Origin of the sequence: Roseivivax lentus, assembly GCF_900156805.1 — a bacterium.
In the GTDB taxonomy this organism is placed as follows: Bacteria; Pseudomonadota; Alphaproteobacteria; order Rhodobacterales; family Rhodobacteraceae; genus Roseivivax; species Roseivivax lentus.
On sequence record NZ_FTOQ01000002.1, the window covers coordinates 653,396 to 677,230 of the forward strand.

The 23,835-nt window shown below is 66.9% G+C and carries 25 protein-coding genes; 4 read left to right on the plus strand and 21 right to left on the minus strand.

The window, feature by feature from the left end:
• Window positions 1-196: 196 nt before the first annotated feature.
• The 3 genes from BW990_RS06790 to BW990_RS06800 all read right to left on the minus strand — a co-directional run bounded on the left by BW990_RS06790 (window position 197) and on the right by BW990_RS06800 (window position 3,239).
• Window positions 197-868, minus strand: coding sequence for a hypothetical protein (locus BW990_RS06790; protein ID WP_076446245.1), 672 nt, complete (start codon window positions 866-868; stop codon window positions 197-199).
• A 233-nt stretch (window positions 869-1,101) separates the two neighbouring features.
• Window positions 1,102-2,268: a tyrosine-type recombinase/integrase gene (locus BW990_RS06795; protein ID WP_076446247.1), complete on the minus strand. Its 1,167-nt coding sequence runs from the start codon at window positions 2,266-2,268 to the stop codon at window positions 1,102-1,104.
• 344 nt (window positions 2,269-2,612) lie between these two features.
• A complete protein-coding gene (locus tag BW990_RS06800) occupies window positions 2,613-3,239 on the minus strand; it encodes a J domain-containing protein (protein WP_076446248.1) in 627 nt (208 codons plus the stop codon).
• Between the two features lie 76 nt (window positions 3,240-3,315).
• On the opposite strand from BW990_RS06800, the gene BW990_RS06805 reads away from it, so the two are divergent.
• Complete coding sequence (locus BW990_RS06805; protein ID WP_076446250.1) at window positions 3,316-3,573, plus strand: BolA family protein; 258 nt, start codon at window positions 3,316-3,318, stop codon at window positions 3,571-3,573.
• On the opposite strand, the gene BW990_RS06810 is transcribed toward BW990_RS06805, so the two are convergent.
• Window positions 3,574-4,092, minus strand: coding sequence for a DUF4177 domain-containing protein (locus tag BW990_RS06810; RefSeq protein ID WP_076446252.1), 519 nt, complete (start codon window positions 4,090-4,092; stop codon window positions 3,574-3,576).
• Window positions 4,093-4,473: 381 nt separating this feature from the next.
• Window positions 4,474-5,988 (minus strand): Asp-tRNA(Asn)/Glu-tRNA(Gln) amidotransferase subunit GatB, encoded by a 1,515-nt coding sequence (gene gatB / locus BW990_RS06815; RefSeq protein ID WP_076446254.1) that lies wholly within the window; start codon window positions 5,986-5,988, stop codon window positions 4,474-4,476.
• 694 nt (window positions 5,989-6,682) lie between these two features.
• Here gatB and BW990_RS06820 point away from each other — a divergent pair.
• Entirely contained in the window at window positions 6,683-7,399 is a 717-nt protein-coding gene (locus BW990_RS06820) for a transglycosylase SLT domain-containing protein (protein WP_076446413.1), read from the plus strand.
• Between the two features lie 60 nt (window positions 7,400-7,459).
• Here the strand turns inward: BW990_RS06820 and BW990_RS06825 are convergent, their stop codons facing one another.
• Window positions 7,460-8,335 carry a lysophospholipid acyltransferase family protein gene (locus BW990_RS06825; protein WP_076446256.1) on the minus strand — a complete coding sequence of 292 codons (876 nt, stop codon included), beginning with the start codon at window positions 8,333-8,335 and terminating at the stop codon, window positions 7,460-7,462.
• Window positions 8,336-8,784: 449 nt separating this feature from the next.
• A complete protein-coding gene (gene pepN / locus BW990_RS06830) occupies window positions 8,785-11,343 on the minus strand; it encodes an aminopeptidase N (RefSeq protein ID WP_076446258.1) in 2,559 nt (852 codons plus the stop codon).
• Between the two features lie 139 nt (window positions 11,344-11,482).
• Between pepN and BW990_RS06835 the strand changes: the two genes are divergently transcribed.
• Both BW990_RS06835 and BW990_RS06840 read left to right on the plus strand, forming a co-directional pair.
• Window positions 11,483-11,767, plus strand: a complete 285-nt coding sequence (locus BW990_RS06835; protein WP_076446259.1) for a hypothetical protein — start codon at window positions 11,483-11,485, stop codon at window positions 11,765-11,767.
• A gap of 55 nt (window positions 11,768-11,822) precedes the next feature.
• Complete coding sequence (locus tag BW990_RS06840) at window positions 11,823-11,975, plus strand: DUF2256 domain-containing protein (protein WP_200798022.1); 153 nt, start codon at window positions 11,823-11,825, stop codon at window positions 11,973-11,975.
• A gap of 4 nt (window positions 11,976-11,979) precedes the next feature.
• Here the strand turns inward: BW990_RS06840 and BW990_RS06845 are convergent, their stop codons facing one another.
• From BW990_RS06845 to BW990_RS06910, 14 genes are all read right to left on the minus strand, one after another.
• Entirely contained in the window at window positions 11,980-12,561 is a 582-nt protein-coding gene (locus BW990_RS06845; protein WP_076446261.1) for a GNAT family N-acetyltransferase, read from the minus strand.
• Complete coding sequence (locus BW990_RS06850; protein ID WP_076446415.1) at window positions 12,561-12,956, minus strand: ketosteroid isomerase-related protein; 396 nt, start codon at window positions 12,954-12,956, stop codon at window positions 12,561-12,563. Before BW990_RS06850 ends, BW990_RS06845 begins: the two co-directional genes overlap by 1 nt.
• Window positions 12,953-13,402 carry an arsenate-mycothiol transferase ArsC gene (locus tag BW990_RS06855; protein ID WP_076446263.1) on the minus strand — a complete coding sequence of 150 codons (450 nt, stop codon included), beginning with the start codon at window positions 13,400-13,402 and terminating at the stop codon, window positions 12,953-12,955. The genes BW990_RS06850 and BW990_RS06855 overlap by 4 nt, the downstream gene beginning before the upstream one ends.
• 1 nt (window position 13,403) lies before the next feature.
• Complete coding sequence (locus BW990_RS06860) at window positions 13,404-13,883, minus strand: UPF0262 family protein (protein ID WP_076446265.1); 480 nt, start codon at window positions 13,881-13,883, stop codon at window positions 13,404-13,406.
• Window positions 13,884-13,961: 78 nt separating this feature from the next.
• The gene (gene hisD / locus BW990_RS06865; RefSeq protein ID WP_076446267.1) at window positions 13,962-15,263 is read right to left on the minus strand and encodes a histidinol dehydrogenase; all 1,302 of its coding nucleotides are present in this window, start codon (window positions 15,261-15,263) and stop codon (window positions 13,962-13,964) included.
• A gap of 89 nt (window positions 15,264-15,352) precedes the next feature.
• The gene (locus BW990_RS06870; protein WP_076446269.1) at window positions 15,353-16,048 is read right to left on the minus strand and encodes an RraA family protein; all 696 of its coding nucleotides are present in this window, start codon (window positions 16,046-16,048) and stop codon (window positions 15,353-15,355) included.
• Window positions 16,038-16,745 (minus strand): alpha/beta fold hydrolase, encoded by a 708-nt coding sequence (locus tag BW990_RS06875; protein ID WP_076446271.1) that lies wholly within the window; start codon window positions 16,743-16,745, stop codon window positions 16,038-16,040. The genes BW990_RS06870 and BW990_RS06875 overlap by 11 nt, the downstream gene beginning before the upstream one ends.
• Window positions 16,745-17,863 carry a cobalamin-independent methionine synthase II family protein gene (locus BW990_RS06880; RefSeq protein WP_076446273.1) on the minus strand — a complete coding sequence of 373 codons (1,119 nt, stop codon included), beginning with the start codon at window positions 17,861-17,863 and terminating at the stop codon, window positions 16,745-16,747. The genes BW990_RS06875 and BW990_RS06880 overlap by 1 nt, the downstream gene beginning before the upstream one ends.
• 46 nt (window positions 17,864-17,909) lie before the next feature.
• A complete protein-coding gene (locus BW990_RS06885) occupies window positions 17,910-18,560 on the minus strand; it encodes an HAD family hydrolase (RefSeq protein WP_076446275.1) in 651 nt (216 codons plus the stop codon).
• A gap of 135 nt (window positions 18,561-18,695) precedes the next feature.
• Window positions 18,696-19,661, minus strand: coding sequence for a cupin domain-containing protein (locus tag BW990_RS06890; RefSeq protein WP_076446277.1), 966 nt, complete (start codon window positions 19,659-19,661; stop codon window positions 18,696-18,698).
• Window positions 19,662-20,033: 372 nt separating this feature from the next.
• Window positions 20,034-21,023 (minus strand): nuclear transport factor 2 family protein, encoded by a 990-nt coding sequence (locus BW990_RS06895; protein ID WP_076446279.1) that lies wholly within the window; start codon window positions 21,021-21,023, stop codon window positions 20,034-20,036.
• Window positions 21,020-22,039 (minus strand): LacI family DNA-binding transcriptional regulator, encoded by a 1,020-nt coding sequence (locus BW990_RS06900; RefSeq protein ID WP_076446281.1) that lies wholly within the window; start codon window positions 22,037-22,039, stop codon window positions 21,020-21,022. Before BW990_RS06900 ends, BW990_RS06895 begins: the two co-directional genes overlap by 4 nt.
• Window positions 22,039-22,803, minus strand: a complete 765-nt coding sequence (locus tag BW990_RS06905) for an SDR family NAD(P)-dependent oxidoreductase (protein ID WP_234990177.1) — start codon at window positions 22,801-22,803, stop codon at window positions 22,039-22,041. The genes BW990_RS06900 and BW990_RS06905 overlap by 1 nt, the downstream gene beginning before the upstream one ends.
• Entirely contained in the window at window positions 22,803-23,783 is a 981-nt protein-coding gene (locus tag BW990_RS06910) for an ester cyclase (RefSeq protein ID WP_076446419.1), read from the minus strand. The genes BW990_RS06905 and BW990_RS06910 overlap by 1 nt, the downstream gene beginning before the upstream one ends.
• Between the last annotated feature and the right edge of the window lie 52 nt (window positions 23,784-23,835).

Here is a 23,835-nt window from a genome sequence, read left to right on the forward strand (position 1 = left end):
GCCATGAGCGTCGGCTGTGCGTAGATAGCGGAGTCTGCAAAGTTTGGGCGGTTTGCCGACAACGGACCTTCAAGCCAAAAGCAGCGAATGCCGGCTTAGAGTCCAGAGCGGAAGTCCAGGAGGCTTTCGGCAACTGTTCCAGCATTACAATTGAAGCAAGTGCCTATGCATCTCTGTCAATGGCCTACTGCGTTTTTTACGTTCGCGTCTTCGGTAATTTTGAGTCGATCTCTATGACCCGCCCGAGAGCAATCAAATCTTCGTACCATGAGTGCGTTTTCTTAAGTGCTTGCGTGCTTAGGTGCTTTTCATCCTGACGCCAAGTGTAGTAATAACTCCCAACATCCATCTTCCATATGTGGTCAATCAACAAATCAAAACCTGCTTGTTGTATGGCAATTTTGGCAGCCCTTTTTGTGATAACACCCTCCCGGCGGAGTAGAGCGATGCTCTTGAAGTGTGACTTGATCGGCCTTGCCTTCTCCCATATCTCATCTGGAGGAAACCGTTTCGACGTAAACTCCGAGTAATCGTCCAATATTCTATCCGTTGGAATTCTGGTGAGTACCGCTTGGTTTTCTGGTTTTTTTGTCCAATCACCAATATCTCGTAGATTTTCAAATAGCTGCCCGTACTCTCTTTCGCTAGAAAAAATGAACTCTGCATCATACTGATGTATGCTCCTTTGGTGCTGGAGAAATGTGAAGATAACCGCTGCTAGCGCAATGATTGCAGAAGCGAATGCAATAACATCATTGGCTTCTACTACTGTAGTACCAAGCATCTCAAAGACGAATGCCAAGCTGCCAGCAACGATAAATCCTAAGAAAAAGCCTAGAGCAAAGTTGCCCCTGTCGAGCGGATTCATTTCTCGGTCTCCTGTTAACACTAGTCCAAGACAAATAGCACTTAGAAATCACTCCCTTGATTTCTCGACAGCCTTTTAACGCTTAGACTTCAAAAAAGCATGGTCTTTGAGTTTCACTACACTTAAGTCGACGAAGCGATAGGGTCTTTCCTCACGTTGTTTAGCGCGGTCCTCTGGGTTTGTGGCATCACCAGAGGGCCGCGCTTCATACTTGACGATCAGTTGAAGCAGATTCACGCGATATCGCGCGCTTTCCTTTTCACGTTGTCTCCCGCTATCAGCTTGGCCCAATGTTCGACCATCCGTCTCCTGTCTTCCATTCTGTTGCTTCGGTTATACGTGGCTCCGACAGGACCCAGAATGGACGCAGGGGAGTGGCTTAACGCCAGCTCTATGCAGTGCGCATCCCAACCCGCATCGGCCAACCCGCTGGCGAATGCTCTCCGCAGATCATGGAATGTATGCCGCCTGTGGTAAGGGTCTAATCGTTGCGCAGCCTTTGTCCATTGTTTGTTGAACTCGCCCATGTGTCCTATGGCTCTGTCGTCTGGTCGTCGGAAGACAAGCCCCCTGATGTCCGGCCCTTGGGTATGGATCACCTCAAGCGCCGCATCGTTCAGGGGGTGGGTCACTTCCATTTTCGTCTTGGACACCGAGGCCGGGATCGTCGCGGTACCGTCCCGCAGGTTCACGTACTCCCATCGCAACGTACGCGCCTCGTTCATGCGAAATGCTGTGAGCATTAAGAACTTCACCATCGGCACTGAATAGTGTTCCATCGCCCCCAGCGCCTCCCAGCTGGTCCGCATCTCATCAACGGTGGGCACGTGTTCCCGCGAAGGCATTCGTTTCACCCGCACAGCCTGCAACGTGCCAGACGGACACAAACGCCGCTCCGCCCCCCATCGCAAGATGGCCTTCAGGTTCTTAGTAACCGTCACACCTTGCGAGGGGGTTGCAGAAAGGACCCGGTCGAGGACGCGTAGGTAGTCTGCGTCATCTAAGGTTGAAGCATCCCGCCCAAGCAGCGGTTCAAGGCACCGGCGCACACCTTGTGCCCGAATCTCGGTCGCTCTCAGGTGTTGATGGGCCTTGGCCCACTCTTCCACCAGATCGGCGAGCGTTACGGTGGTCCCCGTTGTCGGCGCGGCCCCCGTCGCGCGCCAAGCGGCAACGGCCGACGCGGCGTTGGCCCGCGCCGCGTCAACGTTTACAGTCGGCCACTCGCCAAGACTAACTCGCTGGCGCTTGCCCTTCACCGTCCTTCTCAATACCCACTGGGCGTTCCTGCGCGATCCGCGGATGAAAAGTCCCTTGGTCTGTCCGTCCGCGACCTCTATGCGATCTGGGTACTGGGGGAGGATCGCTTTCAACTTCCGATCTGACAGTTTCTCAGCCATTGTTGCATTCTCCAAGGGGGCGTTGCAGGGGCGCTAGACGTTCCATTCGTGGCGACCGTCTGCGTTGCCGGTGGCCTTCTAGAGAGACCTTGGAGAAAGTGGCGTCAATCCATAAGGTGTTGAAGTTGCTTCGGTATTCATTGAGAATGAGACGTGGCGAGAAGCAGAGAGGATTTTGTGGACCGTTCACAAATGGGTTACAAATACCCCCGGAGGTATTTTTGGTCCGATCGTGATCCCGCGGCGGGCGCCTCCGCCCGGCTTGGGACGCGCATCGGCAAACGGCAAAGGAAACGGCGCGCTCCGGGGTTGGAGCGCGCCGTTTCTTTCGTCTTTCCGGGCCGTTACTTGAAGTTGCGGCTGTCCTTGATCTGGTCCCAGGCCCAGACGACCTGCTGCAGCTGTTCCTCCTGGCTGCGGTCGCCGCCGTTCATGTCCGGGTGCAGCACCTTGATCAGCGCCTTGTAGGCCGCGCGCACATCCGCCTTCGTGGCATCCGCGCGCACTTCGAGGATATCGGCGGCGCGCTGTTCGGTGGGCGGCAGCCGGCGCGCGGCGGTCTGGCCGTTGCGGCCCGGGTTGCGCGTCGCGTTGTCGCCCAGCACCTGGTGCGGATCCTCGATGCCGAGCCGCGCCCAGGCGCGGGTTTCGGGGTCGCGCCAATCCTTGGTGCGCCGTTCCCAGACCTTGTCGGCGGTGTTCTGGGCGTTCATCTCGGCCTCGGTCTTGCCGTCGAAGAAGCTCCACTTGGCATTGTATTCGCGCACATGGTCCTTGCAGAACCAGTAGAAATCATCGAGCACGTCCGGCGCTTTCGGCGCGCGGAACTTGCCCGGCTCCTCGCAGCCCTCGTGGTCGCAGACGCGCGTCGAGGTCTCGCTCTCGCCGGACATACCCCGCCGTCCACGCGGATTCTTCTTCTTCGACGATTTGACGGACATGTCGAAACCGAAGGGATCGGGTTTGCTCATGATCGGACACCTTTTCGACTCGGACGCCAGAGTTTAGACAAAACCCCAGCGGTTTGTAGGGGGAGAGGCAGGAAAAATGTCCCGGACTGAAATGATCGAGACACGTCTGCGCGAGGCCTTCGCGCCGCGCGAACTGGTGGTACGGGATGACAGCGAACGGCATCGCGGTCATGCAGGGTTCCAGGAAGGCGGCGAAAGCCACTTCCACGTGGTGTTGCGCTCCGAGGCCTTCAAGGGCCAGAGCCGGATCGCGCGGCACCGGGCGGTGCATGGCGCGCTCGGCCCCGAGCTGGTGGCGGCGATCCACGCGCTGTCGCTGGATCTCGGGGAATAGCTAGTCGCCCGCGGCGGGCCGGCCCGGTGACGTTTTGTCGCCGTCCGCCGCGTGGCTGTCGGCGGGGTTGTCGGGGCCACCCAGATCAGCGGGCATCGCCACGAGGCTTTCCGCGCGGTCCTGCAGGAGCCTGTCGAGCGCGTCCTCCCGGGGCGCGTCTTCCCGGAGCGCCTCGGGCGGGGTGCCGGGCGCGCTGTCGGGCATCGCGCTGGCCTGAGCGCTTGCGGGCGCAGACGCGGCGTCGGGCGCGGGCAGCTCCTTCGGCTGGAAGGCTTCGGCGTGATCGAGCCGCACCCGGCGGAACACCAAAAGCGTGCGCCATTCGGTGGTGGTGGAGGTCAGCCCCGCCCGTTCCACCGAGGGCAGCGTGTCGGCGCGCAGGTATTCCCAGCCCTCGGCCCCCATCTCGTTTATCAGCGCCTCGATGCCATGGGCGAACCGCGCGGCGGGCCCCTTGACCCCCTTGGCCTTCTGGCCCTTTTCGGGGGCGGGCAGGACGCGGTATTCGTAATGCGGCATGGGGCGGGATCCGGCGCTTGATTGGGTCAGGCGCCGGACCCTATCACGCCGGGCGGCGGTGACCAGCCCCCGCGGGCAACGGGGCTGACGGTCCTGCGGGATTTCGAGAAGGTGGATGTCGGCGCCGGGGCCTCGATCTCGAGCGCGCCCCGCCGAGGTGGGAGGTGCCTGCGCGGCGGGGCGGGGGGCCGCGAAGGTTGCGCCTTGCAGGGGGGCGGGCGGGACCTTTGCGGCCTTTCCGGTCGGCAGGCCACGATCGCTCCGACCCGCCGGCGCCTGCCGCCCATAAGGATCAGGCGGCAGTGATATCTCGCAGCGCGTGGCGCACGAAGCCGCGCGCTCACCGCCCCCGAGGCACTGCGCGCCGCGCGGAGCCGCGCCTCAGAGGCCCAGCTTCGCCGTCACGATCTCGTTCACCGCCTTGGGGTTGGCCTTGCCGCCCGTGGCCTTCATGACCTGACCCACGAACCAGCCTGCGAGCTTGGGGTTGGCCTGCGCCTTCTCCACCTGCGCGGGGTTGGCGGCGATCACCTCGTCCACGGCGGCCTCGATGGCGCCGGTATCGGTGACCTGTTTCAGACCCTTCTCCTCGACGATCTTTGCCGGGTCGCCGCCCTCGGTATAGACGATCTCGAAGACGTCCTTGGCGATCTTGCCCGAGATGTCGCCCTTCTTGATGAGTCCCACCAGCGCGGCCAGCTGACCGGGTGCCACGGGGCTGTCCTCGATGCCGCGGTCGTCCTTCTTCAGCCGTCCGAAAAGCTCGTTGATCACCCAGTTCGCGGCCATCTTGCCGTCGCCCGCCTCGGCGGCCACGGCCTCGAAATAGGCGGCATTGGCGAGGTCCGCCGTCAGTACCGAGGCGTCGTATTCCGACAGGCCGAACTCGGTCACGAAGCGCGCCTTCTTGGCGTCGGGCAGCTCGGGCAGGTTGGCGGCGATGTCGTCCACCCAGGCCTGCTCGATCTCGAGCGGCAGCAGGTCGGGATCGGGGAAGTAGCGGTAGTCATGCGCCTCTTCCTTGGAGCGCATCGAGCGGGTCTCGCCCTTGTCCGGGTCGTAGAGCCGGGTTTCCTGAACGATCTCGCCGCCCGCCTCGAGGATGCCGATCTGGCGCCGCGCCTCGTAGTCGATGGCGGCCTGGATGAACCGCATGGAATTCATGTTCTTGATCTCGCAGCGCGTGCCGAGATGCGAGAAATCCTGCGTTTCCATGTACTTCTCGTAGGCGCCGGGCCGGCAGACCGAGACGTTCACGTCCGCGCGCAGGTTGCCGTTCTGCATGTTGCCGTCGCAGGTGCCGAGATAGCGCAGGATCTGGCGCAGCTTCGCGACATAGGCCGCCGCTTCCTCCGGCCCGCGAATATCGGGGCGCGAGACGATCTCCATCAGCGCGACGCCGGTGCGGTTGAGGTCCACGAAGGACATCGCCGGGTCCATGTCGTGGATCGACTTGCCCGCATCCTGCTCCATGTGAATGCGCTCGATCCGGACGCGACGGGCGATGCCGGGCTCCATATCCACGAGCACTTCGCCTTCGCCCACGAGCGGGTGGTAGAGCTGGGAAATCTGGTAGCCCTGCGGCAGGTCGGGATAGAAGTAGTTCTTCCGGTCGAAGGCCGAGCGCAGGTTGATCTTGGCCTTCAGGCCGAGCCCGGTGCGCACCGCCTGCTCGACGCAGAACTCGTTGATGACGGGCAGCATGCCGGGCATGGCTGCATCGACGAAGGCGACGTTGGAATTGGGCTCGGCGCCGAATTGCGTGGACGCGCCCGAGAAGAGCTTGGCCTTGGAGGCGACCTGGGCATGGACCTCCATGCCGATCACCAGCTCCCAATCGTGCTTCGCGCCCGCGATGACCTTGGGCTTCGGGGCCTCGAACGTCAGATCCAGCATGCGCCCGTGTCCTTTATGCGTGTCGGTTTGCCCCCGCGGTTTAGGCGAGCGGCGGGGACGGGGCAAGAGGGTGGCGCCGGTCGGCGGCCGGTTCCGGGCTGTGCGCGGCGGGTGGTGCGAGGGGCGGGGTTGCGGAGACGTGAGGTTTGACCGGACAGGTGGTCCGCGCCCGGCCCGAACAGCACCGCAGGTGCCGGGCCAGCGCCAGATCGGCCCGACCGGTCTGGCGCATTGGTGACGCAAGCGCGTCGCCCGGGCGGTGTCATGGCGTGACGAAATAAAACGCAGACCGCAATCGGTGCAGCGCCCGCCCGCCGATCCGGCGCTGGCCCGGCATGCCGACCGTGTCGCTCTGAACTTGGCCCTCTCCCGGTCTCGCCTCGAACAAAATCCACCATGGGTCCCGAGAACACTGGCGCGTTCAGGCCGAGCCATGCCGATGGAATGCTTCTCGATCAAATGCTGACCCGGCACCTGCGGTGCTGTTCGGGCCGGGCGCGGACCTTTTGCGGCGGCGACGTCGCGCAGACCAAAGTCTCGTGCGTCTGCAAGACCATGCAGCTCAAATAACCGCCCCAGCCACCGCAAAAACGCGCCACCGACCCTGCGCCCCATGGGCGGCAAGCCGCCCGAATACCCCCGGTACCAAAGCCCGACTTGCGCGGCGGGTCAGGCTTCGCGCATCCTGTCGGGCATGCTTTTCCGTGCTGCCGCACTCGCCCTCATCTGCCTGGCCTCGCCCCTCGCGGCGGAGCGCGATGCCGCGTCGGCCTTGCATCCCGTGGCCCGTTCCCTTCCGCTCGATCTGGCGGCGCTCGACAGCCCGCAGGCGGTGACACGCTCCCTGCGTCCCAAGCCGCGCTTCGACGTGCTGCCGCCCGCGCGCTGGGGCGCCACCGGGCGGCCCGCGCTCTGGACCCGGGCGGCGGTCTCGGCGCTGCGCGGCCATGCCGATGCGCTGCCCGAGATGGTCCCCGCCGATATCACCGACTGGTGCCCCGCCTATCCCGAGGCGCCGCGCGCGGATCGCGAGGCGTTCTGGGTCGGGCTTGTCTCGGCGCTCGCCAAGCACGAAAGCACCTATCGCCCGGCCGTGGTGGGCGGCGGCGGGCGCTGGTACGGGCTCTTGCAGATCCTGCCCTCCACCGCGCGCGGCTATGGCTGCAAGGCGGGCTCGGGGGAGGCGCTGAAGCACGGGCCGTCCAACCTTGCCTGCGGGCTGAGGATCATGGCGCGCACGGTCTCGCGCGACGGGGTGGTCAGCCGCGGCATGCGCGGGGTGGCCGCCGATTGGGGGCCGTTTCATTCCCGCGCCAAGCGCGACGACATGAAATCCTGGATTCAGGCGCAGAGCTATTGCAAGCCGCTGATCTCCACCCGGCCCAAGCCGCGTCCGCGCGATTTCGGCTGATCCCGGCCCGCGCGCGCGGAACACCCGCAGGTCATCCCGATCCGCCCCGAATGGCGCGCGTCAGGTCGCCTTCAGCGCCTTGAGCCACGAGGGCCTGCGCGAATTGTCCAGAAGCGACACGGCGGGCGCGCGATGGCCGCCCAGCTCCAGCGTCGCGCGGCGCAGCATCTCGATCCCGTCCTCGGATTTCTGCGGCAGCGCGCTGGCCGAGATCGGCTCGCCGATGCTCACCCGGTAGGGCTGGCGCGCCTTGTTCAGCGTCTCGTGGAACAGCGTGATGTCGCGCAGCGTCGGGTGGATGAAATCGAACAGGTAGAACAGCACCGAATTGCGCGCTCGGATGTTGAGCGGCACCACCGGCAGCTCGAACTTGCGCGCCAGCATCGCCGCCGAGGGCATCCATTCGCGTTCATGCAGGCTGAGCCCGCGCCGCTTGGCCAGCCGCCCCGAGGGGAAGATGATGCCGAGGCGGTTCTCGTCGACCGCGCGGCGGGTATAGGCCATCGTCTCACGGGTCTTGCCGTGGCTGCGCTTTTCCTTGCGCCATTCCACCGGGGCGATCATGTCCTCCATCTGCGGCATGACCCGCAGGATGTCGTGGTTGGCGAAGACATAGAGGTCGGGGCGGATATTGTGCAAAAGGTGGAACAGGATGATCCCGTCGGCGATGCCGGTGGGATGGTTCGCCACCACCAGCGCCGGGCCGTTGCGCGGGATGTGTTCGAGGCCCGAAACCTCCACGTCGCGGGCCAGCATCTCACCCAGGATGGTCATGAACTCCGCCGAGGGCATGTCGCGGAACTGCTCGGCCAGCGCGATCGTCTTGCGATAGCCCAGGAGCAAATTGAGGACCCGCCGGGCATGGCGCGTGCCAAGCCGGTCGCTGAAGAGCCAGGGTGCGCGCTCTTCGATCAGGGGGTCGATACGCTCCTTCATGGCGGTAATCTTCCTGTGTTCCCGTACCCGCAGCTTCCCATCGCACGACGCATGCGGGAAGGGAAGACGTCACCCGGCCCGCAAAACGGCAGTTGCTTGCCGATACGTCAACTTAGCACGGTTGAACACGGAATGTCAGGGTGGAGTTCCCTCCAGGCCTCCGGAACGCCCGGCAAGCCCGTGATCTGACAGGGATTCGGCCGGTCCGATAGCCTGCGGACGCGGGAGGTTTTTCACATCGCAAAGGTGCATCCCGGGCGCGGAACCCGGGGTGCCGGACGGGCGGGACGGGCTTGCAGAGCCCCCGCAGAGCTCATGGAAGACAGGGCCACCGCAGCAACGCGCCATGCCGCACGGGGCAGGTCGGGGCACCCAAAAGCAATAGCGGCCCCGCAGGCCGACGGCGGGCCGCCCCGCACCGGCGCGCGACCACCCGCACCCGCCCGCCGTCAGCCCTGCAGCATGCGCGACACCATCTCGGTCGTGTCGCGGCTGAGCGACGGCGTGTCGGCGATCCGCTGCAGCGCCGCGCGCATCTTCTCCTGCCGCCCCGCGTCGTAGCGCCGCCAGGTCTGGAACGGCGCGCACATCCGCGCCGTCGTCTGCGGGTTCTTCGCATCGAGCTTCACCAGCCAGTCCGCCACGAAGTCGTAGCCCTTTCCATCCGCCCGGTGGAAGCCCGCATGGTTCATCGCGAAGGCCCCCAGCACCGCGCGGAAGCGGTTGGGGTTCTTCATGTCGAAGGCCGGATGCGCGGTCAGCGCCTCGGCGCGAGGCAGGGCGTTGTCGGGCGCGGTGGCGGCGATCTGCATGGCGAACCACTTGTCCATGACCAGCCGGTCGTGCCGCCATTGCTCCTCGAACGCGGCCAGCGCCTCGGCATCCTGCCCGGCGCGCACGAGACAGGTCAGCGCGGCAAGCTGCAGCGTCATGTTGTCCGCGCTTTCGAACTGCGCCCGCGCGGTCACGCCGCCGTCGCGCCGCGTCTGCAGGCTCAGCACCGCCGAACCCAGGGCGCGCTTGCCCGATTGCTCCGCATCGGGGGCGTAGGCGCCCTCGACATGGCAGGCCATCGCCAGCGCGTCGAAGATCGGCGCGAGGCGCAGCGCCTTGGCCTCGGCCAGCGCCTCCGCCGCGGCATGGATCGCATCCGGGTCGGGCACCGTGCCGCGCTCGTGAAGGACCTGCGCCATCTCGGATTGCGTGGGCGTGCCGAGCATGAGCGCGCGGAAGGCGGGATCGAGCGTGTCGTCCCGCACCAGCGTCGCGATCCCGTCGAGATAGGCCGCGTCGGGTGCGGCCCCCTTGGTGATCTGCGCCAGGAGGCTTTCGCGGGCCAGTTGCCGCCCGGCCTCCCAGCGGTTGAAGGGATCGGTGTCGTGCGCCAGCAGGAAGGCGCGCTCTTCCGGGCCGGGATCGCGGTCGAGCACCACGGGCGCGGAAAAGCCGCGCAGGATCGACGGCACCGGGCGGCCCGTCAGCCCCTCGAAGGTGAAGCTCTGCTCGGCCTCGGTCATCTCCAGGAGCGTGGTCTCGACGACCTCGTCGCCATTGGCATTCAGCAGCCCCACTGCGATGGGCAGGACCTGCGGCGCCTTGTCGGGCTGGCCCGGGGTGGGCGGCGTGTGCTGGTGGAAGCTCAGCGTGTAGCGGCCCGCCTCCGCGTCCCACTCTTCGTTCACGGACAGGCGCGGCGTGCCCGCCTGCGAATACCACCGCTTGAACTGCGCGAGATCCCGGCCCGTCACGTCCGCGAAGACCGCCAGCCAGTCCTCGATGGTGCAGGCCTGCCCGTCATGGCGGTCGAAATAGAGCGCCAGCGCCTTGGCATAGGCCTCGTCGCCCACCAGCCGCTTGAGCATGCCGATCACCTCGGCGCCCTTCTCGTAGATGGTCGCGGTGTAGAAGTTGTTGATTTCCTGAAAGCTTTCAGGCCGCACCGGATGCGACAGCGGGCCCTGATCCTCGGGGAACTGGCGTGCGCGCAGGTCGATCACGTCCGAGATGCGCTTGACCGGGGCCGACCGCATGTCGGCGGTGAACTCGCTGTCGCGGAAGACCGTGAGACCCTCTTTCAGACAGAGCTGGAACCAGTCGCGGCAGGTGATCCGATTGCCGGTCCAGTTGTGGAAATATTCATGCGCGATGATCGCCTCGATCCGCTCGAAATTGGCATCGGTCGAGGTCTCGGGGCTCGCGAGCACCGCGGCGGAGTTGAAGATGTTCAGCCCCTTGTTTTCCATCGCGCCCATGTTGAAATCGTCCACGGCGACGATGTTGAACACGTCGAGATCGTATTCGCGCCCGTAGACCTCTTCGTCCCAGCGCATGGATTTCTTCAGCGCCTGCATGCCGAAGGCGCATTTGCCCTCGTCGCCGGGCCGCACCCAGAGGTTCAGCGCCACGTCGCGCCCCGAGGCGGTGGTGAATTGATCGGAATGGGCCACCAGGTCCCCCGCGACGAGCGCGAAGAGATAGGCCGGTTTCGGCCAGGGATCGTGCCATTCGGCCCAGCCCTCGCCAGCCTGCTGCGGGTTGCCGTTGGACAGCAGGACCGGCAAGTCGCCTTCGATCCGCACGGTGAAGACGCCCATCACGTCGGGCCGGTCGGGATAATAGGTGATCTTGCGGAAGCCCTCGGCCTCGCATTGCGTGCAATACATGCCGTCCGACATGTAGAGCCCTTCGAGCGCGGTATTGGCGTCGGGCGCGATCTCGACCTCGGCCTCCCAGGTGAAGGGCCCGTCGGGCACGTCGCAGGTCAACCCGGCCTCGGTCAGGCTGGGCGTGACCTCCGCGCCGTCGATCCGCGCCGACAGCAGCGTCAGGTCCTCGCCATGCAGGAAGAAGGTGCGGTCCGTGGCGTCGGGGTTCGGCGCAAACGCGATCCGGCTTTTCACCCGCGTCGCGTCGGGATCGAGCGTGAAGGTCAGATGGACCGCCTCCACGACGAAACCGTAGGGGGTGTAATCCTTGAGATAGATGGTTTGCGGGCTCGCATCCTTCACCGGGCATGCTCCTTCAGTTTCACTCGGGCCGAGTATTGTAATGTGTTTCGGGAACCCTCGGCGTCCACGGCTCGTTTGGTCCCTGACGGAGGACGGGCCTGCGCCCGCCCCATAGTACGATTCGAAGGGAAGTAATCAGATGTCCGCACCGGATACCAACGTCGAAAAAGAAGAAAAACGGCACCGCCACGCGCTTCTGGGCATTCGCGCCTCGCTGGCCTACGGCGTGGGCCTGCTGGCGATCTTCACGATCTGGGTGATTTCCGCCTCGAACGAGGATAAAAGCGGCGTCGCCGGGCCCGACACGGCCGGCTCCTCGATGATCTCGGGCGACACCGAGGGCACGGCGCTCGACGGCTACGAGGCCGACGGCTACGAGCCGGGCGGCAATTCGACCGGCACGGTCACGCTTCAGGGCGAATAAGACAGACGGGGCGGCCCTTTGGCCGTCCCTTTTCTTTGCCTTTCTCGGGGTCGGCATGGGCAAGATGCGCAAGAAGGGGGACCTGCCGCAGAAGCTCTGCGCGACCTGCGGCAAGCCGTTCAACTGGCGCAAGAAATGGGCCGATGTCTGGGACGAGGTCCGCTATTGCTCGGATCGCTGCCGCCGCGAGAAGCGACGCGCGGACTGAGCGCTCACAGCTCGCGCATCCAGAACTGCAGCTCGTGCGGCGTCTCGGCCTCCCGGTCGACATCCTTCCAGGAAAATTCGGCGACCACTCCGGGCAGCGGCGCATAGCCGCGCTTGCGCCAGAAGCCATGCAGCGGGCGATAGCCTTCGGGCCTGAGCGGATGGTCGTCGGGCCGGATCACGGCGCAGAAGGCCGCATGGGTGCGGCCCATCGCCCGGGCATGATCCTCGCGCAGATCGAAGAACAGGTGTCCGATCCGCTGGCCGCGATATTCCTTCAGCAGCACCGATTCCGCGCAGTAGAAGATATCGCCCAGATCGTGGCCGGTATTGGAAAAGGCGGCGGCGAAATCGTCCGCGTGATCCTCCATCGCCGTCCCGGTCGCCGCCCCCACCAGCCGGTCGCCGTCGAAGGCGCCGACGACGATGGCGCCCGGATTGCCGCGGTAATGCGCGAGGTAATCGCGCTCATAGGCGGGATTGCCGTCGTAGAGATAGGGATATTCCCGGAACACCTCGATCCGCAGGGCCGCGACATCGTCGAGCACCGCCTCCAGCGCCTCGCCGGTCAGCGCCTTCACCCGCATCACGATACCTGTCGCAGCCAGTCGGAAAGGTTGTAATAGGTCACGACGCGCGTGATCACACCCTGATCGAGCGAAAAGAACGACCCTGCGGGCAGCCGGTAGGTCTGGCCGCGCGCCTCGGGCAGGCCCGGATCGGTCTCGAGATAGGTGCCGTTGACCATGTATTCGGCCGCCCCCCGCGCGCCGTCCTCGGCCTCGAAGATCACCAGTTCGGTCAGCTTCTCGTCGTAGCAGCGCGCCATGTGGCCGCAGAAATCGCGGAAGGCGTCGCGGCCCATGCGCACCTCGCCCTCGTTGACGTAATGCGCCACGTCCTTAGCGAGGCAGTCGATCATCGCATCGGTATCGCCGCGGTTGAACGCGTCGAAATAGCGGGTAAGGGTCGTCTTGCTCATCTTGTGCCCCATTTCTCGGTCATGTGCCGGCGCAGCTGGTCGCGGGTCTGCCGATACGCTTCGAGCTTGACCTCCCGCGTCTCGCCGATCCCGGTCGGGTCCATGATCGGCCAATATTCGACCGACAGGTGAAATTTCCGCGTCAGCTCCAGCGCCTGGCGGTTGGAGGCGGGCGACATGGCGACGATCAGGTCGAAATCCGACAGCGCCTCGCCCATCTCCTCCAGCTCCTCGAAGCTGCGCGACTTGTGGCGCGACAATTCCACGCCCAGCTCCTTGCAGACGGCGATGGTGAAGCCGTCGATATCGAGATCGCCCAGCACGCCCACCGATTGCACGTAGGGCTCCTGGCCATAAAGCTGTTTCATCAGCCCCTCGGCCATGGGCGACCGGACGGCGTTGTGATCGCAGCAGAACAGCACCGATTTTGGCAGCGGCTGCGGCATCTCAGCCGCCGAATTGCAGCACGCAGACCAGCGTGAAGAGCCGCCGCGCGGTGTCGTCGTCGATGCTGGCCTTGCCCTCGAGCCGGTCCTGCAGCAGCCGCGCGCCTTCGTCATGGATGCCGCGCCGGGCCATGTCGATGGTCTCGATCTGGCTCGGCGGCAGCGATTTCACCGCGTCGAAATAGCTTTTGCAGATCTGGAAGTAATCCTTCACCACCTGCCGGAAGGGCGACAGCGACAGGTGAAATTCGCTGGCCTTGGTGCCGTCTTCCGTGGCCACGTCGAAGACCAGCCGCTTGTCGCGGATCGCGAGCGTCAGGATATAGGGGCCGGCCGGTGCCGCCTGCCCGTCGCGATCGGGCAGGGTGAAGGTGTTTTCCTCCATCAGGTCGAACATCGCCACGCGGCGCTCCTGCTCGATCTCGGGCGTGGGCGGCGGCAGGTTCGCGTCGTCGAGCGCGATTTCGGCGATGTAACTCATGTAAAACGGTCCGGGATATCGTGCTTCCTGCCTAGCGGCAAAGCGCGGGCCGGGCAACGGCGCATTGGGCCCGGCGCGTTATCTGTTCAGCTTCTCCAGCCGCGCGGTCACCGACAGGCCGTGCGCCTCGAGGCTTTCGGCGCGCGCCAGCGTCTCGGCGGCGGGTCCGATGGCGCGCAGGGCGTCGGGCGTCATCTTGGCCAGCGTCGTGCGCTTGACGAAATCCATCACCGACAGCCCCGAGGAAAACCGCGCCGAGCGCGCCGTGGGCAGCACGTGATTGGGCCCGCCCACGTAATCGCCGATGGCCTCGGGCGTCCATTGCCCGAGGAAGATGGCGCCCGCATGGGTGATCTGTTCGGAGAGTGCGTCGGGATCGCCGACGCAAAGTTCCAGGTGCTCTGGCGCGATGCGATTGGACAGCGCGGCGGCCTCCTCGAGGTCTTGCGCCACCACGATGGCGCCGAAATCGCGCCAGGAGGCGCCCGCGACTGCGCGGCGTTCCAGCGTCGTGAGCCGCGCCTCCACGGCCTCCGCGACCGCCCGTCCGAAGGCCGCATCGGTGGTGATGAGGATCGACTGCGCGCTCTCGTCGTGCTCCGCCTGGCTCATCAGGTCGAGGGCGATCCAGTCGGGATCGTTATCCGCATCCGCGATCACGAGGATCTCCGACGGGCCCGCGATCATGTCGATGCCCACGCGCCCGAAGACGCGGCGCTTGGCGGCGGCGACATAGGCGTTGCCGGGCCCGGTGATCTTGTCCACGGGCGCGATGGTCTCGGTGCCGTAGGCCAGCGCCGCGATGGCCTGCGCGCCGCCCACGCGGTAGATCTCGTCGACGCCCGCGATGCGCGCGGCCAGCATCACCAGGGGGTTCATCACGCCGTCCGGCGTCGGCACGGTGATGGCGAGCCGCGCCACGCCCGCGACCTTCGCGGGCACCGCGTTCATCAGCACCGAGGACGGGTAGGAGGCGATGCCGCCGGGCACGTAGAGCCCCGCCGCCGAGACGGGCGTCCAGCGCCAGCCAAGCTCGGCGCCGGTCTCGTCCGTCCAGCGCTGATCCTCGGGCAATTGCCGCGCGTGATAGGCGCGGATGCGCTCGGCGGCGGTCTCGAGCGCCATGCGGTCGGCTTCCGGCACCTTGGCGATCTCGGCATCGACCTCGGCGCGGCTGACGGCGATCTTGTCGGCCGTGATCTCCATCCGGTCGAACCGCGCGGTGTAGTCCAGAAGCGCCGCATCGCCCCGCGCCCGCACATCGGCGATGATCGCGGCGACGGTGTCGTCCACATCGGGGCTGTCCTCGCGCTTGGCGGTCAGCAGCGCGGCAAAGGCGGCCTCGAAATCCGGTTGGGTCGTGTTCAGAAAGACGGGCATGACGGCGACCTCTCTAGCCTGTTGCCCGGGGTTCTAGCGGGATGCGCGCCGGGCGCAACCGGGGCAGGGGGCCGCATCGGCCCGCAGGATCACGTCCGCGCCTTCTCGAACGCGGTCCAGGCCGCCTCGAAAGCGTCGAAATCGAAGCCCGGCGCGCGCGCTGCCGAAAGCACGATCTGCTCGGTCTCCTGCATCCTGGCGATGGCCGCGGGCAGTTCTTCCGCGTAGCCCTCGGGGATCACCAGCGCGCCGTGCCGGTCGGCGTGAACGAGCGCGCCGTCGACGATCTCCAGTCCGAAGATGCGCGCCCCGGTCGCCACCTCGGTCACGTGCACGAAGGCGTGGCTCGGCCCGATGCTGCCCGCGATCACCGGAAAGCCCGGCGCCATGTCGCCCAGATCGCGCATCGCGCCGTTGGTCAGCGCGCCTGCAAGGCCGAAGCCCTTGTGGATCGTGGTGTTCACCTCGCCCCAGAAGGCGCCGACCGCCCGCGCGCCGTCGACGTCCTCGACCACGGCGAGGGCGGGGCCGTCGCCCGTGGCCATGTGGCGGTAATAATCCATGCGCCGCGCGCGGATCACCTCCGGGGCTTCCTCGGGCGGGGCCAGGCCCGAGATCTTCGCCGTGCGCGCATAGCCCACGATGGCGCCCGCCCCGGGCGTGTTCATCAGCATCGTGCCGCGCGTGAACGCATTGAAGCCGCGCTTGCCCTCGATCACCTCGATGGCGTTGCAGACGGTCGGCGTGTCTACAGAGCGCAGAAGCTGCAGCAGGTCAGGATTCATGGTCGATCTCCTTCAGCCATGCATCGAGCGCGGCGCTCACGGCCTCGGGCTGTTCCAGCGTCGGCAGGTGGCCCGCGCCCGGCACCACGATCAGCGTCGAACGCGGCATCAGCGCGTGCATCAGCGTGTGTCGCTTGAGCGGGCAGAGCGCGTCGTCCTCTCCGCAGAGGATCAGCGCCGGCCCCGCATAGGCGCGCAGCCTGTCGGTCTGGTCGGGCCGGTCGCGCAGGGCCTCGGACTGGCGCACGAAGACCTCGGGCCCGAGATCCATCGCCATGTCCATGCAGAGATCGAGGATCGCGTCCCGGCACGGCCCGTCGGTCAGGTAATTGGGCTTCATCTCGTCGCGCATGACGGCGCGCAGATGCCCTGCGCGGGCCTTCTCGATCTGGGGTGCGCGCCGGGCCCGGATTGCCTCGGCCTCGGCCAGCGGGTTGGTGTCCATCAGCGCGAGCCCCGCCACCCTGTCGGGTGCCTGCCGCGCGACCTCCATCGCGACGATGCCGCCCATCGAGAGCCCCCCGAGCGCGAAGCGCGGCGGCGCCCCGTCCAGCACCGCCCGGGCCAGCGCGCCCATGTCCGAGGCCGCCCCGATCCCGGGCACCTGCACGTCGCGCGCCCCGGACAGCGCGTCGATCTGCGGCCCGAAGAGCCGCGCATCGCACATCATGCCGGGCAGAAGCACGAGCGGCAGCATCAGACCAAATCCGCCCCCGCGCGCAGGGAGGCGAGCTTGGCATAGGCGATCTCGGGATCGACCGCGCCGAATCCCGCGAAGGTGCCGAAGCCGCAATCGCTGCCTGCGATCACCCGCGCGGCCCCCACGATACCCGTAAACCGTTCGAGGCGCTGGGCCACGAGCTCGGGGTGTTCGACGAAATTCGTCGTGGTGTCGACGACGCCCGGCACCAGCACCTTGTCCTCGGGGATATCGTCCTTGCGGTCGCGGAACACCGTCCATTCATGGCCGTGGCGCGGGTTCGAGGTCTCGAAGAGCACGTAGCGCGCCTTGGCCGACATCAGCGTGTCGAACATCTGCGCCATGGGGATGTCGCAGACATGCGGGCCCTCGTAATTGCCCCAGCATATATGGATGCGCACGCGGTCCTCGGGCACGTCGGACAGCGCGTGGTTCAGCGCCTCTACATGCGCCCCCGCGACCTTCACGAATTCCGCGTCGGTGAGGTCCTGGAACAGCATGTGCCGCGACAGCGCGAGGTCCGGACAATCGAGCTGCAGGTCGAGCCCCGCGGCCACGATGGTCTCGTATTCCGCCTTCATCGCGTCGGCGAGCGCGGCGAGGTAGGCCTCGCGCGTCGGGTAGAAATCGTTCTGCAGGAACAATGAGATGACACCGGGCGAGGCCGCGTTCATGAAGCCGCGCTCGATCCCGTGCGCCGCCATCGCGGTCTTGAGGTTGGCGATGTCCTTTTCCAGCTCGCCCTGACCCTTGGAGCGCACCTCGCCCACGCACATGGGGCGGGCATATTTCGGCGTGCCGCCTTCCTTGGCGAGCCGTTCGAGGAAGCTCGGGAACAGTTTGAGATCGGCGGGCGCGTTGCGCGGGCTGTCGCCGTCGAAGCCGGTATAGCGGTCCTTGACGTAGGTGGCGTAGCTGATCTTCGAGGTCTCGCCGTCCGAGACGATGTCGACGCCCGCCTCCTTCTGCCGCCCGACCGTGGCGTGCACGGCCTCGGTCATGGCGGCGTCGAAGGCATCCGGGTCGTAGGCCTCGCCCCGTTCGCGGGCGAAGATGAAATCGACGACGTTCTGGCTGCGGGGCAGGCTGCCCACATGGCTGGTCTTCACGGGCATGATGGCGCCTCCTTTTCGAGGCGCCCGCATGCCGGTCCCCGCCGGGTCAGGCCACCTTCAGGTCGTGGGGAAGGGACAGCCGCTCCAGTCGGTCGGTCGCCCCGGTGAATGTCGAAGCCGTGTGCAGCTCGCCCGGGAAGGCGATGCAGGGAATGCCCGCCGCCTGCGCCGCGCGCAGCCCGTCGGGATTGTCCTCGACCGCGATGGCGTTCTGCGGCAGCGTCTCGAGCTGCAGAAGCGCGTGCACGTAGATGTCGGGGGCCGGTTTCGAGGCGGTGGCATCCGCCGCCGTGGTCACGAGCTGAAAGGTCTCGCGCCCCAGATGCGTGGCCTTCAGGATGGCATCCACGTTGGCCGCCGAGGTCGAGGTGACGAAGGCCAGCCGCCAGCCCTTGGTGCGGGCCTCGGCGATGGTGTCCGCGACGCCCGGACGCAGCGGCAGACCCCGCTCCAGCGCGGCCCGGAAGAAGGTCGACTTGCGCGCATGCAGCGCCGTGGCATCCACCGTTTCGCCGCGCGTCTCGGCATAGCGCGCGATCCGGTCGCGCCCGCCCGATTGCGTCAGCAGCCGCGCATATTCGGCCCGGTCCCATTGCCAGTCGAGCCCGGCCTCCGCGAAGGCCTGGTTGAACGCCCGGCGCTGGATGTCCGAGGTTTCGGCCAGAACGCCGATCGAGCCGAGAAGAAGTGCGGGCATGGGGGAAGACCTTCGTGCATTGGGAAAACGTGTATCCGAACGTCGCGAATGTCGTGTGGGTTCCCGCCATGCAACAGCTTGCGCGGAACTTCGCGCGCGGCCGCGCCCGCATGGCGGGAACGTGCCGGATCGCGGTCACCGCCCCCATGTCGGCCCCGCCGGGTCGCCGGTCGCCACCACGTGGTACAGCGTCGCGTCGCCGCTCATCGAGGGTACGGCGGAATGGGGCAGCGCTTCGGGCACGCTCATCGTGTCGCCTGGGGCGAGCACGGTGCTGCCGCCCTCCCAATCGACGCGCCAATGGCCGGTGACGGGCATCAGCACCGACGGGATGTCGTGCTTGTGCATGGCCTCGGTGGCCGAGCCGCGGGTGATCAGGTCGACCTCGAAGCCCGGCTTGTCGCGGATGATGCCGGTCTCGCCGATCACCTTGCAGGGTTTGCGGTCGGCCAGCGCGACCATGTCCCAGTAGCGGCGCACATAGCCGCCCACGACCTCGCGGGTGGTGGGTTCGGGAAAGCCCTTGAGCTCTTCCTCGGTCAGCACCGGCATCGGCCCCACGCCCTCGGGCAGGGCCTGCCCGCGCTTGGTGTCGTAGAGCTTGCCCTTCTCGGACAGGACCAGCCCGTGATCGCGCGCATCCTCGATCACCTGCGGCGCCCAGATGACGCCGCCGCCCGCATCGTCGCCGCCGAGAATGGCCATGATCATCCCGTAATCCTCGCCGATATTCTCGAAGCCGCGGAAGATGCCGGTGGGAATGTCGAAGATATCGCCCTTCTCGAGCGTGACCTCGCCCGCATCGCCCCGGCGGCCCCAGAAGAACCGCCACCGGCCCGACAGGACGAAGAACACCTCCGCCGTGCGATGGCTGTGCAGGCTGTTGCGGCAGCGCGGCGGCTGCCCTGCGGCGCCGATATTGAAGCCGTGCGGGATCGCGATGTGGACATGCTGGTCGGGGCTTTCGGAGACCCCGCCGCCGATGATGGTGAAGTTCTCCTTCTGGTTCGAACCCGGCGTGTGGGCGTCGATGAAGGCGGTCTTGCAGGGCTTGAGCTCGCCGTAGCGGACGATGCGGGGGGCCATGTCTTCGGGGGTCATGTCAGGTGTCTCCCTAGTCTGAAGCAGGTGAATCGCACCAGCACTGCATGGCGTCCGCTGGTCTGGCGACATGCGCATCGGCCGCCGCGGCTGCGCCCACATCCGAGTGTCCGCACGCTGGAGCGCCTGCCCGCGGGGTGGCGCCGCACCGGTTGAATGTGGGCGCTTTATGCCAGCCAAACCGCCGCGCAGATCGAACGTCGCGCTTGCGGCACCAAAGCGCCAGCCCGGCCGGGCGGGCAGGCGCTGGAGCGCGGCGCACGCAAGCGTGCTTGATTCCGCGCTCCAAGGCGCATCGCGCGGGCACGATCCCGCGCAACCCTGGCGCCCAAAATATCGCGCACCCAAAGCCCCGCCCGCAGAGATCCGCCATCACAGATCCCCCGTCTGGAGCAGGATCTGCTTCCACAGAGCCGTCTCGTCATATAGCGTCCATTCGCGCCGCAGCGTCACCGGCGCGGCCCCCAGCGTGCCGAACTCCGCATGGGTGATCCCCATCACATGCACCTCGGCGCCCGTGGGCCGCCCGAACGCGCCCCAGCCGTCATGGCGGCCGGTCAGGCTCCAGCGCAGGGCGGCGCGGGGCGGCATGGTCGGGTCTTCCCGCCCGATCACGTGATGCACTTCGAAGACCGCGGACGGAAAGGCCGCGCGCAGCCCCATCCAGAAGCGGTCGGCGGGCGCGTGGCCGTGGCCCGTGACATGGCCGGGATATTCCAGATGCGCCGCGCGGTCGTAGACATCCGGGATCGCCGCCATGTCCGCGCCCATGATCCGGCCCAGCAGATCTGCCAGCCGCGCGCCCCATTCATTGTCGTTGCCGCGCCCCGTATAGGGCCCCGCCACGTCGGTTGCGGGCGTGCAGGGCTTCACCGCGCGCTCCGGGCCGCCTTCGCGCGCGATCAGGTCGCGGGCATAGTCCCGCGGGTCCCAACCCATCTGCCGCACGATCGCGCCCTGGTCGCGGATCAGCCATTCGTCGTCGATCCGGTTATCCTTCGCGTGGCAATCGGCGAGGATGCGGTATTGCAGCCGCTTGCCCGTGGCCGCGCCGTAGACCCCTTCGCCCGCATGGGTCGCGGTCGACAGGATCCGGTGCGACGACAGCATGCCCGCCTCGGGGCTGCCCGACCAGATCACGTCCTCGCCCAGAAGTTGCCGGTCGGGAAATTCCGCCAGTGTCGCCATGGTCGCGGCGATCACGCCGCCATTGCCGATCACCACCGATCCCGGCGAGCGCACGACGATATCGCGCGCGTAATAGGCGTGCAGCGTGGCGATGCCGCGCTCTTCCCAGATCTCGCGGGTGATGCCGATGATGTAATCGGGAAAATCGGCGAATTTCGGATCGAAACCCTTCATTGTGTCCATCCTTCGGGAATGCGGGCCGAGCTGCGTACGATCAGGGCGCCCTCGATCTCGATCTTCGCGGGCGGCATCGGGCCGCCCTCGATCCGTTCGAGCATCAGCGCGACCGTCGCCTCCACCATCCGGTTCACCGGCTGGCGCAGCGTGGTCAGCGCGTAGCTGCCCCAGGCCGCCATCGGCACGTCGTCATAGCCCACGACCGACACGTCCTGGCCCACCACGCGGCCCATCTCGCGCAGCGTGTCGATGACGGCGAAGGCCATGTGATCGTTGCCGACGAAGATCGCGTCCGGGCCCTCGGGCGCGGCGAACAGGCTGCGGGTGGCGGCGATGGCCGCGGCCCGGTCATACATGCCGTCGATCACCGCGAAGGGCGCGCGCCCCGCGGCTTCGAGCGCGCCGAGAAACCCCGCCTGCCGGTCGCGCCCGGTCGACGCGCCCTGCCAGCCCGCGATATGGGCGATGCGCCGGTGCCCGCCCGCGATCAGGAACTCTGCCACCTTGGCGCCGCCCGCGACATTGGCGGAAGTCACGTTCGACAGGCCCTCGCCATCCTGCCCGCGATTGAACAGCACCACCGGGATGCCCTGCTGCCGCGCGCGCTGCGCCAGATCCGAGCCCATGGAGACCGAGGCCGCGATGATCCCGTCGACCTGGTAGGCCATGAGATCCTGCATGACCTTGTCGATCCCGTCGGTGGAGTTAGGCGCGGTGAAGATCAGGATGTGATAGCCCTGCGCCTGCAGCGCGTTCGACAGATGCTCCAGCGCCACCGGGTAGAACTGGTTGTCGAGATAGGCCACGACGAGCCCGATGATCCGGCTCTTGCCCGACACCATCGCACGGGCGAGCACGTTGGGGCGGTATCCCAGCGCCTCGGCGGCCGCGTGCACCTTGGCCTTGGTCTTCTGCGACACCGAGGCGCCCGGCGTGAAGACGCGGCTGACCGCCGACTGGCTGACCCCCGCCACCCGCGCCACATCCGCCGATGTCACCTTGAGCTGCGCCATCACTCCGCCGTCCAACCCCCGTCGACCATGAGCGCCGTCCCGGTGACCAGCGCCGCCGCGTCCGAGGCGAGGTACAGCGCCGCGCCCATGATGTCCTCGACCGCGCCCGGGCGGCCGAGCTTGATCTTCTCCTCGATCCAGGCGCGCTTTTGCGGATCCTCGAAGGTGGGCCGCGTCAGATCGGTCAGCACGAAGGTCGGGCAGATCGTGTTCACCCGGATCCGCGCGGGCCCCCATTCCAGCGCGAAGGCCTTGGTCATGCCCTCCAGGCCGTGCTTGGAGGCGCAATAGACCGCCCGGTCCGGCCCGCCCACATGGCCCATCTGGCTCGAGATGTTGATGAGGCTGCCGGGCTTGCCCGCCGCCAGCAAGCCTTGCGCCACGGCGCGCGTCAGGAAATAGGCCGCGCGCAGGTTGATCCCCATCACCGCGTCGAAATCCGCCGGCGTGGTGTCGGTGGCCCGCGTGTGCCGCGCCAGCCCCGCGGCGTTCAGCAGGATGTCGAAGGGCCCCGCTTCGGCCACCGCGGCCTCGGTCGCCGCGATATCGGCGATGTCGAGGGGCAGGGCGCGGGCCTGCCAGCCGCGCGCGGTCATCGCCTGCGTGATCTCGGCCAGCCGGTCGGCCCGGCGCGCGACCAGCGTCACCTGGGCCCCCGCTTCGGCGAGCGCCACAGCACAGGCGAGCCCGATCCCCGAGGACGCGCCCGCAATGAGCGCGCGCTTTCCGTCCAATCGCATCGAAGGCGTCTTCGGCAGCTCCATCACGGCGCCTCCCCCGCAAGACCGCCCCGCGCCGCGGCCAGTGCCCGCATTCGCGCCAGAACGTCGACACCCAGTTGCCGGAAGAGATCGAGAAGGTCGATCAGCACCCAGTTCTCGCGGATCCTGTCGCCCTCGATGCGCCAGAAATCGAGGCTGCGCAGCGTCACCTCCTGGCCCGCGGGCGCGATGCCGAGCCAGCCATCCCCGGTGATCGTCTGGCGCATGTTGGGCCAGCCCGTGACCGCCACGTAGGCGTTATCGGCGAAGAAATGCGCGTCCAGACCGTCGGGGTTCTGCCCCCGGTCCGGCATCGCCTCGAGGAAGGGCTTCTGGTGCCAGGCCCGGAACCCGGCGATGCCCCGCGCCGTGCCGATCCCGGCAGGCCCGTACCAGGTCATCTTCGGGTGCCAGAACCGCGCCATCTCCATGACTTCCGGTCCGCCTTGCGCCGGGTGGTGGATCATGTGCGCCAGCATGTCCTGCACCAGATAGCAGTTCCGGGCACTGGCGCCCGCATCGCGCGGCGCCGGCGAGAGGCCATCGCAGCTCGCCGGGCCCGGCACGCAGAGATCGCGGCCCAGGGACGGCGCCATGGGCCAGACACCGGCCTGCATCATCAGCTCCGGCAGGTCCCAGAGAAGCTGCATCTCGACCACGCGGCCCGCCGCGAAGCGGTAGAATTCGTGAAACCGCAGATGCGCCAGATGCCCGGTGGGCGGGATGCCGCAGTAAGGCGCGGCAAAGGTGCCCATGTAATGCCCGCCGCAGCCGACCCAGGCCGCGCCGTCGCCGTCATGTCCGGCCATCACGATCCAGTCGCGGCGCTCCAGATCGGGCAGGGCTTTGCGCAAAGGCCCGAGTGCTGCGTCGTAAAACGCCCCGGGTCCCTGCACATCTCCAAAGGGGTGGCACAGATGCAGCACCGCGTCCGGCGCGATGAGCGCCTCCAGCGCGGCCCGGATCGCCGCCGCGTCGCCCATGTCCAGCGCCGCCCGGAAGGGGCCGAGCGCCGCCTTCTGCCGCGCATGGATA